Origin of the sequence: Mesorhizobium erdmanii USDA 3471 (assembly GCF_000472705.1) — a bacterium.
GTDB lineage: Bacteria > Pseudomonadota > Alphaproteobacteria > Rhizobiales > Rhizobiaceae > Mesorhizobium > Mesorhizobium erdmanii.
The window spans coordinates 64,412-78,041 of record NZ_KI421453.1; the positions used below are offsets into that span (position 1 = coordinate 64,412).

The window sequence follows — 13,630 nt, forward strand, 5'->3', positions numbered from 1 at the left end:
ATGAAGATCCGCAGCATCAGGGCCACGCCGATCAATCTTCGCCTCGAAGCGCCTTATGGCTGGGTGTTCGGCGAGCTCGACGGGTTTTCGCAGACCATTGTCGAGGTCGAGACCGAGGATGGGCTGATCGGCCTCGGCGAAGCGCCTACACCGGCGGCGGCCTCGATCGTCAATGGTGTTCTGGCCGATCGCCTGGTCGGCCGCGATGCATTCGATATTGCCGGCGCCGAGCATGTCAGCCTGCCGTATTGGACCGGCGTGCAGTCGATCAACGACCGCACCCGCATCATGGCTTTCGGCGCCGTCGAGATGGCGCTGTGGGACCTGCGCGGCAAGGCGTGGAACCAGCCGCTCTACCAGTTGCTCGGCGGCGCCGTGCGCAAGGATATCCCGTTCACCGATTATTTCTCGCTGCGCGGCGATGGGCCTGATGTAAAGGGCGAAACGACGCCGGAAGAAGTCGCCGACTATTGCGTCGAACTGCACGAGACGCATGGAACGAGCTTCTTCGAAGGCAAATTCTCGACCGAGGATCCGAAGATCTCGCTGAGAATGGTCGAGCTGATCCGCGAGAAACTCGGCGACGAGGTGATGATCCGCATCGATTCCAACCAGGCCTATTCGCTGGCCACGGCGCGGCTGCTGGCGCGGCCGCTGGAAGAACTCGGCGTTCGCAACTGGGAGGATCCGGTGGCCACGATCGAGGAGATGCGGCAGTTGCGGCAGCATTGCTCGATCCCGTTCTCAACCCACAACATCGACATTGCGCGGGCCATGGACCTCAAGGTTCCGGACGCCTTTGTCGGCAATCCGACGGCGCATGGCGGCATTGGCCGCCTGCTGCGCTTCGTCGGCGCCTGCGAGCACGCCGGCGTCGACTTCTGGTGCTACAGCGGCGACAGCGGCATCGGCAGCGCGGCGTATCTGCACCTGTGCGCCGCGCTCGGCTGGATCCGCGAGCCGAACCAATCGCTGTTTCGCATGCAGCCCATGGATATCACCGAGGAAGGGCCGTTTTCGCCGAGGAACAATGTCGTGCGCGTGCCGGAAGGCCCCGGCCTCGGCGTCACCTTGTCGCGCAAGAACCTCGCGGCCTGCCATCGCGATTTCACCGACAACGGCCCGTGCAACAAATATCACGATCCGGCCAAGCCCGGGACATACCGCCGTCTGCCGCTGAATTAGAAGGACGAGAAGGGAAAGGAGACTTGATTCAACAACAAGGGCCCGCCGCGGCGATTGGACGGCAGCGGCAGGACCGGACGAGTGGAAGCATAGCCTCAAGAAAATCTGACCACCGCGCCGCAAGGATCGGATGAACCGGAAAAAACCGCATGCTACAGTCCCGGTCTACCGACTTCGTTGATGGCCGGGACAAGGAGAACTCCACGGAATTTCGTCAACTGGAAGTGCATTCGTCAACCATAAGAAATAGGGGAAAGGGTTAAACCCATGAGCAAGAACTACCGCATTCTCGACCTGATCCGGCGCAATCGCTCGCCGCTCGAAAACCATCTCATCGACGGTCTCGTCGATGGTCGCGTCAGCCGCCGCGACTTCATTCGCCACGGCAGCCTGCTTGGCCTGTCGCTGCCGCTTTTGGGCGGCATCACCACGGCTGCCGGCCTCAGTGGCATGCCGTCGCTCGCCCGCGCCCAGAATGCGCCGGGCGCGACCATCCGCGTCGGCAGCAGCGTTCCGGCGGCAACCATCGACCCGGTCACCATCGCCGACGCCGGCGGCCTGGTGGTCATGCAGCAGGTTGCGGAATTCCTCTGCGTCGACGGCCCGGACCTGGTGCTGAAGCCGGCACTGGCCGAAAGCTGGAAGCCGAACGACAAAGGCACGGTGTGGACCTTCAAGCTGCGTAAGGGCGTGAAATTCCACTCAGGCGGCGAGATGAAGGCCGACGACGTCGTGGCCAGCATCGACCGCCTTGCCGACCCGGCAAACTCGTCCAACGCGTTGTCGGTGTTCACCGGCATCCTGCAGAAGGGCGCCACCAAGAAGGTCGACGACTACACGGTGGAATTCCACCTCGACGCGGCGAACGGTAACTTCCCCTACATGGTGTCGTCCGACAATTACAACGCCGTCATCATCCCGGCGAGCTACAAGGGCGACTACGAGAAGAGCTTCGACGGTACCGGCCCGTTCAAGATCGAAAAGTACACGCCGAAGGTCGGCGCTTCCTTCGTCCGCAACGAGGACTACTGGGGCGAAAAGGCGCTGCCGGAGCGCACCGAGTTCACCTTCTTCGCCGACATGCAGCCGCAAATCCTGGCGCTGCAGGGCGGACAGATCGACATCATCAACCAGATGCCGGTTCTCGCGGGCGTTGCCCTGCTCAACGATCCGAGCTTCGAAATCATCAGCCTGAAGTCGTCGGCGCATCAGCAACTGCACATGCACTGCGACGAAGGCCCGACGAAAGATGCCCGCGTGCGCCGCGCCATCGCCCTCTGCCTCGATCGCGAAAAGCTCGCCGCCGGCCTGATGAAGGGACGTTCGGCCTTGGGCAATGACAGCCCGTTCGCCGCGGTCTACCCGTCGACCGACACGACCATACCACAGCGCAAGCAGGATATCGCGCAGGCCAAGCAGTTGATGGAAGCCGCCGGCGTCGGCCAGGGCTTCAAGATGACGCTGACCACCGAGCGCTACCTCGAAATCCCCGAATACGCCCAGCTCATCCAGAACTGGGTCAAGGAGATCGGCATCGAACTCGAACTGAACATCCTCGACCAGGGCGCCTATTACGGCGATGCCGTGTTCGGCAAGTCGAACTGGTTGGATTCGGCGATGGGCATTACCGATTACGGCCACCGCGGCGTGCCGAACGTCTACCTTGCCGCGCCGCTGAAGAGCGACGGCACCTGGAACGCGGCGCACTTCAAGAACAAGGACTATGACGCGCTGGCGACCAGCTATATCGCGGCGCTCGACCTCGAGGCGCAGAAGGCCGACGCTGGCAAGATCCAGAAGCTGCTGCTCGAGGAAACGCCTGTCATCTTCGGCTATTTCTACGACTACCTGACGGCGACGGCGAAGGGCGTGACCGGCGTGCAGCCGACCGCCATGTCGCAGCTGTTCCTCGAAAAGGCATCGAAGGCCTAGGCGAAAAGGGAAAGCCAATCCTCTAACAGCCAGCTCCCGCATGGGGGCTGGCTCCGCAAGGAGTCTTAGCCATTCTCTCCTTCTTTGCACGGCGTGTGTCGCTGTCGCTTGTGACATTGTTCCTGCTGTCGATCATGGTGTTCCTGGGCGGCCAGGTGCTGCCCGGCAATGTCGGGCGCGCGATCCTGGGTCCGTTTGCCGACCAGCGCGCCGTCGACGCGCTCAATCATACGCTCGGCGTCGATCGCCCATTGCTCACCCAATATGCGACCTGGATCTGGAAATTTGTCCGTGGCGACATGGGCACGTCCTACATCTTCCGCTCGCCTGTAGCGCCCTTCGTCATTGACGCCTTGGGCAATTCGATGAAGCTGGCGGCGGTCGCCTTCGTGCTGGTGGTGCCGATCGGCATCCTGGGCGGTGTCGTGGCTGCGCTCAACCTCAACCGCCCGCTCGACCGCATCATCAGCCTGGGTGGCCTGTCGGTGACGGTGCTGCCAGAGTTCGTCACCGGCATCATCCTGATCCTGATCTTCGGCGTCTGGCTGCGCTGGCTGCCGATCTCGGCGGCATGGCCGAAGGATGCCGGGTTCTTCACTCAGCTCTATTACCTGATCCTGCCGTCGCTGCCGCTGTTCCTGGTGCTGTTCGGCTATATCGCGCGCATGGCGCGTTCCGGCATGATCGAGGCGCTCGATTCCGACTATACGCGAACGGCGGTACTCAAGGGCCTGCCCTGGCGCACCGTGATCTGGCGCCATGTGCTGCGCAATGCGCTGTTGCCGACCATCACCGTCATTGCCACGCAGACCGGCTATCTCATCGGCGGCCTCGTGGTGATCGAGACGCTGTTTCGCTACCAGGGTATCGGCTCGCTGATCTTCACCGCCGCGCGCGGCAAGGACTTTCCGATGCTGGAATCCGGCATCCTCACCATCGGTATCGTCTATGCCGTGGCGACATTGATCGCCGACTTCCTCTATTCCGTGCTCAATCCGCGCATCCGCCTGGGGTCAGACCAATGAGCGCCGTCCAGACCCCTTCTCCTGCGCAAGACGACACGCGCCGGCGCAGTCCGCTGGCGGAAGTCCTGTTCTCGCTCATGCGCTCGCGAACCTTCCTTGTCGGCCTCTTCATCGTGCTGTTCTGGGTCGCCTGCGCGCTGTTCGGCGAACATTTCGCACCCTATGACCCGCTTGCCGACGACATCATCAACGCGCTGGCACCGCCGTCGCGCGAACATTGGTTCGGCACCGACCAGATTGGCCGTGATGTCTTCTCGCGCGTCATTGTCGGCTCCCGCGACATCCTCACCGTCGCGCCTTTGGCGACGCTGCTGGCGACGGTGGCGGGCACGGCGCTTGGCCTGCTCACCGGCTATTTTCGCGGCATCGTCGACGATGTCGTCAGCCGCATCCTCGAAGCCTTCATGGCAATCCCCGTGGTCATTGTCGCGCTGCTCGCCATTGTAGCGCTCGGCACCTCCAAGGCCACCGTCATCGTCGTCATTGGCCTGAGCTTCGCGCCGATCATTGCGCGCACCGTGCGCTCGGCGGTGCTGGCCGAGCGCGAACTCGACTATGTCGCCGCCGCCCAGCTGAGGCACGAGAGCGCTTTCCACACGATGTTCGTCGAGATCCTGCCCAACGTCATCCCGCCGATCCTGGTCGAGACCACCGTGCGGCTCGGCTACGCCATCTTCGCGGTCGCCACGCTCTCCTTCATGGGCTTCGGCATCCAGCCGCCGTCGCCCGACTGGGGGCTGTCGATCTCCTCGAATTACGGCATGATCGGCGGCGGCTTCTGGTGGACGGTGCTGTTCGACGCGCTCGCCATCGCCTCGCTGGTGATCGGCGTCAACCTTGCGGCCGACGGCGTTCATGGAGCGCTCAATGACTAACTCCGCCCCTACCAAGCCGGCAAAGGCTGAAAACGCCCTCGAACTCAGCGATCTGTCGGTCGCCTATCGCGTGGCCGGGCGCAACCGCGCCGTGCTGCGCAATCTCAACCTCAACATCAGGCAAGGCGAGGCCTATGGGCTGGTCGGCGAATCCGGCTGCGGCAAATCCACCGTGGCGCTCACGGTCGTGCGCTATTTGCCAAGGAACGGCTCGATCACAGGCGGCGCGATTTCGCTCGACGGCCAGGACGTGATGAAGCTCGATGGCGAGGCCTTGCGCCGGGCGCGGGCCGAAAGCGTTTCCATGGTCTACCAAGATCCCGGCAAGGCGCTGAACCCGTCGATCCGAATTGGCCGCCAGTTGACCGAGATCTTCGAGCTTGGCGGCATCACGGGCCAGGCAGCCAGTGATCGCGCCATCGCCATGTTGAATCGCGTGCGCATCTCCGATCCGCCAAGCGTCATGCAGCGCTACCCGCACCAGCTCTCCGGCGGTATGCAGCAGCGCGTGGCGATCGCCATGGCGCTGGCCAACGATCCCTCGATGCTGATCCTCGACGAGCCGACCACCGGCCTCGATGCGACGGTCGAAGCCGAGGTGCTCGACCTCATCGCGCAGCTCAGGCAAGAACTCTCGGCCTCGATCCTGTTCATCAGCCACAACCTCGCCGTAGTGTCCAACATGTGCGACCGGGTCGGCGTGCTCTATGCCGGCATGCTGGTCGAGGAAGGACCGACCGACGTCGTCTTCAACGATCCGCGCCATCCCTACACGGTGGCGCTGCTGCGCTGCCTGCCACGCGGCGGCCAGCGCAAGGACCAGGGCCGGCTCGATACCATTCCGGGCTTCCTGCCCGGCATTGGCATGGACATCAAGGGGTGTGCCTTTGCCGACCGCTGCGCGCTCGCCGACGATCGCTGCCGCACCGAATTGCCGCCGCTCTATGATCTGAGTGACGAGCGCGGCAAGCGCTTGTCGCGCTGCCACTACCACGACAAGGCGCAGGCCCTGCCGCGCGCGACACCGAGCGACGTGGCGGCGGCACCCAAGCCCGCGGCAGCGCCCGTGCTGCGCGTCGCCGGACTGAACAAGACCTATGCCAGCCACGGCCATCCCCTGCGCGCCGTCAAGGATGTCTCGCTCGATCTCAGCCCCGGCGAGACGCTGGGGCTGGTCGGCGAATCCGGCAGCGGCAAGACCACTTTCGCCAGACTGCTGCTCGGCCTTGTGCCGCCCGATGCCGGCGGCACCATCGAGCTCGAGGGCAAGGCGCTGGCGCCGAAGCTGGAGAACCGCGGCGACGACCAGGTCAAGGCGATGCAGATCGTCTTCCAGAACCCGGACTCCGCACTCAACCGCTCGCATTCGATCCGCCACATCCTCGGCCGCGCCCTGAAGCGGTTGGCCGGCCTCTCCGGCAAAGCGCTAGAGGCGCGCCTCGACGACCTCGTCCGCTCGGTGCGCCTCACCGACCGGCACCTGGCCGTCAAGCCGCGCCAGCTGTCAGGCGGGCTGAAGCAGCGCGTCGCCATTGCGCGGGCCTTCGCCGGCGATCCGCGCATCGTGGTCTGCGACGAGCCGACCTCGGCGCTCGACGTTTCGGTCCAGGCGGCGATCCTCAACCTGCTCGCCGATCTGCAATCGAAGGAGGATGTCAGCTACATCTTCATCTCGCACGACCTTGGCGTCGTGCGTTACCTCTCCGACAAGATCGCCGTGCTCTATCTTGGCCGCATCATGGAACTCGGGCCATCGGAGGAAGTCTTCTCCGGGCCACATCACCCCTATACCGAAGCGCTGCTGTCGGCCGTGCCCAAACTCGACCAGACCGAGACGGCGCGCATCCGGCTCGACGGCGAAATCCCCAGCGCCACCAATCCGCCCACAGGATGCGTGTTCCACACGCGCTGCCCGCGCAAGATCGGCCCGATCTGCGAGCAGCAGGAGCCGCCGCTGGCAGAGGCGCAGCCCGGCCATTCGATCCGCTGCCATATCCCCTACCCGGAACTTGCCAGGCTGCAGAAGGCCGCCGTGACCGAACCGGCATAGCAAGGCATCTCCGGCCGGCTACAGACCGGCCATGCCGACCGAACGGTCGCCTTCCGAAAAACCGTGATCATTGGTCCAGTTCCCGGCCAGCGAGCGCAAGCCCGTCAGCGCGACGTCGAGCACATCCGACGAGACGGGATTGGCGGGATAGGCGAGATAGATCGGCCGCCGGAACACCGGCGTGCCGTCGATGCGCCGCATCTCGCCGCGCTCGATATGGCCGCTGACGGCGCTCAGCGGCAGGTAGGCCGCCGCTTGCTGCGACAGCACATGCTGCAGCCCGATGAAGACCAGCCCCGCCGAGATTGCCGGCTTGACCATGCCGGCAAAGGCGCGGTCATGCTCGATGCGGAATTCGAGACCCCAATCCATCAGGATGTAGTTTTCGCTCCATGGCTTGGTCTGCGCAGCGTGCTGGACCAGCACGACCTGATCGACGGCCAGCGTCTCATAAACGATGCCGGGATGCGGGCGCGGCAGATAGAGGATGCAGATGTCGAGCAGGCCCTCCGCCAGCTGGTCGATGGCCAGATCCGGAAAACTGCCTTCGAGCCGCAGCGCCACGTTCGGCCGCCTGGCGCGCATCCACTCGACCCATGGCGAGGTGATGCGCTCCCACAGATAGGCGGGGGCGGTGAGCCGCAGCAGGCTGTCATAGCCATCGGGAACGGCGATGTCCTGCCGCGATTGCTCCCAGGTGCGGGTGATGGAGGAGGCGTGAGGCAGGAACTGGCGGCCGGCCGGCGTCAGCGTGACGCCGTCACGGTCACGCACGAAAAGCCGGCGCCCCAATTGCTCCTCCAGTCCCCTGATCCGCGCACTGACCGTGGATTGCGCAAGGTTGAGCCGGCTGGCCGCGACGGTGAAGCTGCCATGTTCGGCAACCTCCAGGAAACTGCGCAGGTTCTCGGTATCCATGCCATCCTCCCCGCATCGAAAATTTCGATGGACCCCATCAAAAAATATCGCTTTCCGCCTGCGTTCAACAATGACCTAAATGGCCGATCCCCCAAGGGCAAGCGAGGAATGCAGCCATGCCAAGGCATTTCATGACGATCGACGCCGCTCGCAAAAATCTGACCGCAATCGAAAATTCCGCTGTCGATGACTTGCTTGCCGGCAGGCTCGACCGGCGCGATTTCCTGCGCCACGGCAGCGTTCTGGGCCTTTCCCAGCCGTTCCTGGGCGGCCTTGTGGCGGCTGCCGGCCTAGGCACGCAAAAAGCCCGCGCCGAAGGCAAGCCGGGCGGCACGGTGCGCGCCGGCGTCGCCACGCCCGGCGGCGCCATCGATCCCGTCACCTACTATGACAGCGGCAGCTACCAGCTGGTCTTCCAGACCGCCGAGTTTCTCTGCATCACGCAACCGGATCTCACCCTGAAGCCGGTGCTGGCGGAAAGCTGGTCGCCAAACGCCGATGGCAGTGTCTGGACCTTCAAGCTGCGCAAGGGCGTGAAATTCCACAATGGCGAGGACTTCAAGGCCGACGACGTGGTGGCGACCTTCGATCGTCTCGCCGACCCGAACGGCGCCTCGAACGCGCTTTCGGTCTTCAAGGGCCTGCTGTCGAAGGGCGGCACACAGAAGGTCGACGACCACACCGTCGCCTTCCATCTCGATGCGCCGAACGGCAGCTTTCCGTATTCGGTTTCGATCGACAATTACAACGCCGTCATCCTGCCGGCGAGTTACAAGGGCGACTACGAAAAGACCTTCGAGGGCACCGGCCCGTTCCGGCTGGAGAGCTACACGCCGAAGGTCGGCGCGACTTTCGTGCGCAACCCGGACTATTGGGGCGAGAAGGCCCTGCCCGACCGGCTCGAATTCAAATTCTACGGCGACGTGCAGCCCCGCATCCTGGCGCTGCAGGCCGGCGAGGTCGACATCCTCGACGCCGTGCCGCTCGATGTCAGCCAGGTGGTGCTCAACAGCCCCGACATCACCGTGCTGCGCGTCGCCTCGACCGCGCATCGCCAGTTGCACATGCGCTGCGACACCGGCCCGTTCACCGACAAGCGCGTGCGCCAGGCGCTGGCGCTCAGCATCGACCGCTCCAAGCTGGTCGACGGCTTGTGCCGCGGCATGGCGGCGACCGGCAATGACAGCCCATTCGCGCCGGCCTTCCCCGCCACCGACAAGTCCGTGCCGCAGCGTGTCCACGATATCGCCAAGGCCAAGCAACTGCTCGAAGCGGCCGGCCTCGGCAACGGCTTCGACATCACGCTGACGACGCTGCGCTATTCCGACATTCCAGGCTACGCGCAGCTGTTCCAGAATTTCGCCAAGGAGATCGGCGCCCGCATCGCGCTCAACATCGAGGACCAGGACAAATATTACGGCAAGGCGGTGTTCGGCCAGTCGGACTGGCTGGACAGCCCGTTGGGGATCACCGACTACGCCCATCGCAGCGTGCCGAATGTCTTCCTGAAAAGTCCGCTGGTCAGCGACGGCCCCTGGAACGCGGCGCATTTCAAGAACCCTGCCTATGACGGCATGGTCACGTCCTACCTCAAGGCACTCGACATCGGCGCGCAGCGCGCGGCGGCCTCCGACATCCAGAAACTGCTGCTCGACGAGACGCCGGTGATCTTCAGCTACTTCCCTGATTTGCTCGTGCCGGTGCGCAAGAATGTCAGCGGCCTGCCGCCGATCGCAGCAGGGCTGCTGCTCGATCGTGTATCCATAGGGTGACCCGTATCCAACCGCGCGGCCACGAAGACAAGAAGACGGGAGACTACCATTCGCAAGCCTCATTTGCGCGGTCGCGGACCGCATTTCCCCTTGCTCGATACCATCGTGCAATACGAGTTCGAACCGGGCTATGTCGCCTTCACCATGCCGATGCAGAAGCGGCTGCGCGTGCAGGTGGGATCGATGATCGTCGCCGACACGACCAAGGCGCTGGTGCTCTACGAGAGCGACCATCTGCCGGTCTACTACTTCCCGATCAGCGATGTGCGTGAGGAATTCCTGCTGCCCAGCACGACGACGACCGAGAGCCCGTTCAAAGGCGTCGCCACGCATTATTCGCTGAACACCGGCATCACGCTGGTCGAGGATGCCGCCTGGCGCTATCTCGATCCGGTCAAGGGATCCCCGCTGCTGTCTGATTACATGTCCTTCTATTGGCCCAAGATGACGCACTGGTACGAGGAGGACGAAGAGATCTTCGTCCACGCCCGCGACCCGTTCCGCCGCGTCGACTGCCTGCCATCCTCGCGGCGGGTGCAGGTCATTCTCGACGGCGAACAGGTCGCCGATTCACGCCGTGGCGTGTTCCTGTTCGAAACCGGCCACCCGGTGCGCCACTATCTGCCGATCGCCGACACGCGGCTCGATATGTTCGCGCCCAGCCGCTACATTTCGCGCTGCCCCTACAAGGGCATCTCCAACTATTATCATGTGACGACGCCCAAGAAGCGGCACGAGAACATCGTCTGGTACTATCCCGAGCCGGTGCACGAGGCCGAGCGCATCAAGGGCCTGGTCTGCTTCCATCACGAACTGGTCGACAAGATCCTGGTCGACGGCGTCGAAATCCCGAAGGAATTCACGGCCGCCTCGAGCGGCTATTTCTGAGCCGCTCGCGCTTGCTAACCAGCGCCGGCCAGCCGGCGTTTGCCATTTGCGTGCGTTCGCGCCAGTGCTACGTTGCATTGCGCTGTGGACGATCGGCGATGAGGAAAGCATTTCATCAAGTGGCCTGGCTTGGGATGGTCGCCTTGACGGCGACGCCCATGCTGGCGCTTGCCGAAAATCCAGCCGCCTTCGAACTGAAGCTGGATATCGACCAGGACGGCGAGACCGACCGGGCCGTCATCATGCAGGAACCCGGTGGTCCGGCCAGTCTTTACATCTATCTGGGCGAGGAGAAGCAAGATCCGTCGCGGAAGCCCGATTTGCTCAGGAAGGTCCTGACCGAGGACAGGGTCATCGACCTCCAAAGCAACGGCAAGGGATCGCTGGCGATCACCTCCTGCTTCGGCTGCGGCGCCAGCAGGTCGACGGAAGAGACGGTGACCATTGTCTATCGCAAGGGCCGGTTCCTCGTCGGCGGCTATAGCCGCAGCTGGGACTGGAACCAGCAGACATCGTCTGGTGTCGAGACGACGCTAGGCGGTTGCGACATCAACTATCTCACCGGCAAGGGCACCGTCTCGAAAGACCTTGAAGCGGCAAAGCCGATCAACCGCCGGTTCAAGCCGATAAGCCTCAAAGACTGGTCGTCGAGCAGCCGGCCGAGGGCCTGCACCTTCGGAGCCGGTTGATAGACAGGCGCCATCCCGCATATCCTCCCTGCGAAACGGGGGGACGATCGATGGATCTATTCAGGCTGGACGGCGATGTCGCGCTGGTCACCGGGGCGGGCAGCGGCATTGGACAGGCAATCGCGATCGGGCTGGCCGAGGCGGGTGCCGACGTTGCCTGTTTCGGCCATGCGTCGAAGGGTGGGCTGGACGAGACCGCGCAGCGGATCACCGCCCTCGGCCGCAAGGCTCTGGTGCTGACCGGCACGGTGACATCGGAGAGCGACCTTGCGGCGGCGATGGACCGCGTCGAGGCCGAACTCGGCGCGTTGACCGTCGCCGTCAACAATGCCGGCATCGCCGGTTCGGAACCGGCCGAGACGATGGCGCTGGAGACTTGGCAGAAGGTACACGATGTCAACGTCGCCGGCGTGTTCCTGTCCTGCCAGGCCGAAGCGCGCAAGATGCTGGCGCGCCGCAAGGGCTCGATCATCAACATCGCCTCGATGTCAGCCACCATCGTCAACCGGGGGCTGACGCAGGCGCACTACAATTCCTCGAAGGCCGCCGTCATCCACATGTCGAAGAGCCTCGCCATGGAGTGGGCCGATCGCGGCCTGCGCGTCAACATCGTCAGCCCGGGCTACACCCTGACGCCGATGAACAAGCGGCCCGAAGTGGCTGAGGAAATCAAGATCTTCAAGCGCGACACGCCGATGGGACGCATGGCGGCGCCGGAAGAAATGGTCGGGCCGACAGTATTCCTGGCCAGCCGCGCTTCGAGCTTCGTCACCGGCCTCGACCTGATCGTCGATGGCGGCTACGTCTGCTGGTAGGAACGCATCGGGTGGACTTCGCCTGCAGTCTGAATTTGTGCACACGCGCGGCGTTAGCCGTTGCACGACATGAACGTTGGTATATATAATTTCATCCCATGAAAGAGCTTTGGCGAGATGGGGCTTGCCGGGCCGACAGCCGAGAGCAATTCTTCTGAAATTGCTCTGGATCATGGGACCTTGATGGCTCGCACCTTGCAGGGCGCCACGCGACTGGCGTTTGATCCACGGATGATCGCTATCGCGGCGATCCATCGGCCATGAGACTGGCCGCCTCGGCAGCATCAGATATAACCGAGATCGAGCACCATCGCGGCTGCGCCGACCTTCGCCGCGCCGGCACCAAAGGCCTTGCGCAACGACCAGCCTTTCCAACACAATCAAGAAAAGACGCAAGAAGGGAACGAACGATAACCGTCACAGCTTGAAGGAGAACAAGCAATGCCACTTCGCAGTGTGATTTCGAAACTTTCAATGGGAGCACTGGCCCTTGCCGCGGCAAGCGCCATCACACCGGCGGCCTATGCCGCCGCGCCGGAATCCAACGACCCGATCAAGATCGCGCTGTTCGACTGGACCAGCGTCAACCTCAACGCCAAGATCCTCGGCGGCATCCTGGAAAAGCTTGGCTATACCGTCGAGTACCCGACCGCCGACTACCTCTCCAGCCTGACCACCGGCCTCACCAATGGCGATATCGATGTCGGGCTGGAGTTTTGGGACACGACCGCCGGCGAGGCCATGAAGGCTTCCGATGCCACCGGCCAGACCGAACGGCTCGGCAAACTCGGGCCGAAGGCCAAGGAAGAATGGTGGTTTCCCGAATATATGAAGGAAAAATGCCCGACCTTGCCGGACTGGCATGCGCTGCTCGACGCCACATGCGCGGCATCATTCTCGACGGCGGAGACGGCGCCGAAGGGGCGCTATCTCGGCGGCCCGGTTACCTGGGAAGGGTTTGACGACGAGCGCGTCGCGGCACTGAAGTTGCCCTTCACCGTGATCCATGCCGGCACCGATGCGGCAATGTTCGCCGAACTCGATTCCGCCTATCAGCGCAAGGCGCCGATCATGCTGTGGATCTATTCGCCGCATTGGGCGCCGGCCAAATACAAGGGCGAATGGGTGCAATTCCCCGAATACACGCCCGAGTGCTACAACGACCCGAAATGGGGCGTGAACCCCGACGCCAAATATGACTGCGGCAAGCCGCATGGCGAAATCTGGAAATACTCCTGGAACGGCATGAAGGACAAATGGCCGGTCGCCTACAAGGTGGCCAAGGCCTACACGATCGACACCGACGAGTTGAACAAGATGAGCGGCGAGATCGACCTCGACGGCAAAAAGCCGGAAGACGTCGCCGCCGCCTGGATCGCCGCCCACGAGGCCGACTGGAAAGCCTGGGCGCAGTGATCGTTCCGACTGGAAACGCGAGGCCCGGCCATTGATCGGCCGGGTCTCAATTGTCGATACTCCAG

Annotated in this window: 11 protein-coding genes; 10 read left to right on the forward strand and 1 reads right to left on the reverse strand. The window is 63.5% G+C overall.

Annotation, left to right across the window (positions count from 1 at the left end; all coding sequences use genetic code 11):
• From A3AU_RS0127790 to A3AU_RS0127810, 5 genes are all read left to right on the forward strand, one after another.
• Positions 1-1,185 (forward strand): mandelate racemase/muconate lactonizing enzyme family protein, encoded by a 1,185-nt coding sequence (locus A3AU_RS0127790; protein ID WP_027055780.1) that lies wholly within the window; start codon positions 1-3, stop codon positions 1,183-1,185.
• Positions 1,186-1,452: 267 nt separating this feature from the next.
• Positions 1,453-3,117: an ABC transporter substrate-binding protein gene (locus A3AU_RS0127795; protein ID WP_027055781.1), complete on the forward strand. Its 1,665-nt coding sequence runs from the start codon at positions 1,453-1,455 to the stop codon at positions 3,115-3,117.
• 71 nt (positions 3,118-3,188) lie between these two features.
• Positions 3,189-4,142, forward strand: coding sequence for an ABC transporter permease (locus tag A3AU_RS0127800; protein WP_081709697.1), 954 nt, complete (start codon positions 3,189-3,191; stop codon positions 4,140-4,142).
• Positions 4,139-5,017 carry an ABC transporter permease gene (locus A3AU_RS0127805; protein ID WP_027055783.1) on the forward strand — a complete coding sequence of 293 codons (879 nt, stop codon included), beginning with the start codon at positions 4,139-4,141 and terminating at the stop codon, positions 5,015-5,017. The genes A3AU_RS0127800 and A3AU_RS0127805 overlap by 4 nt, the downstream gene beginning before the upstream one ends.
• Positions 5,010-7,067, forward strand: a complete 2,058-nt coding sequence (locus A3AU_RS0127810) for an ABC transporter ATP-binding protein (RefSeq protein ID WP_027055784.1) — start codon at positions 5,010-5,012, stop codon at positions 7,065-7,067. The genes A3AU_RS0127805 and A3AU_RS0127810 overlap by 8 nt, the downstream gene beginning before the upstream one ends.
• 18 nt (positions 7,068-7,085) lie before the next feature.
• On the opposite strand, the gene A3AU_RS0127815 is transcribed toward A3AU_RS0127810, so the two are convergent.
• Entirely contained in the window at positions 7,086-7,985 is a 900-nt protein-coding gene (locus A3AU_RS0127815; RefSeq protein ID WP_027055785.1) for a LysR family transcriptional regulator, read from the reverse strand.
• A 116-nt stretch (positions 7,986-8,101) separates the two neighbouring features.
• On the opposite strand from A3AU_RS0127815, the gene A3AU_RS0127820 reads away from it, so the two are divergent.
• From A3AU_RS0127820 to A3AU_RS0127845, 5 genes are all read left to right on the forward strand, one after another.
• Positions 8,102-9,757 (forward strand): ABC transporter substrate-binding protein, encoded by a 1,656-nt coding sequence (locus tag A3AU_RS0127820; RefSeq protein WP_027055786.1) that lies wholly within the window; start codon positions 8,102-8,104, stop codon positions 9,755-9,757.
• A gap of 90 nt (positions 9,758-9,847) precedes the next feature.
• Positions 9,848-10,645, forward strand: a complete 798-nt coding sequence (locus A3AU_RS0127825; RefSeq protein WP_027055787.1) for a DUF427 domain-containing protein — start codon at positions 9,848-9,850, stop codon at positions 10,643-10,645.
• A 143-nt stretch (positions 10,646-10,788) separates the two neighbouring features.
• On the forward strand, positions 10,789-11,334 hold the full coding sequence (locus A3AU_RS0127830; protein ID WP_154674687.1) for a hypothetical protein: 546 nt from the start codon (positions 10,789-10,791) through the stop codon (positions 11,332-11,334).
• A gap of 50 nt (positions 11,335-11,384) precedes the next feature.
• Positions 11,385-12,149 (forward strand): SDR family oxidoreductase, encoded by a 765-nt coding sequence (locus A3AU_RS0127835; protein ID WP_027055789.1) that lies wholly within the window; start codon positions 11,385-11,387, stop codon positions 12,147-12,149.
• Between the two features lie 441 nt (positions 12,150-12,590).
• Positions 12,591-13,565, forward strand: coding sequence for an ABC transporter substrate-binding protein (locus A3AU_RS0127845; RefSeq protein WP_027055790.1), 975 nt, complete (start codon positions 12,591-12,593; stop codon positions 13,563-13,565).
• Positions 13,566-13,630 lie beyond the last annotated feature (65 nt).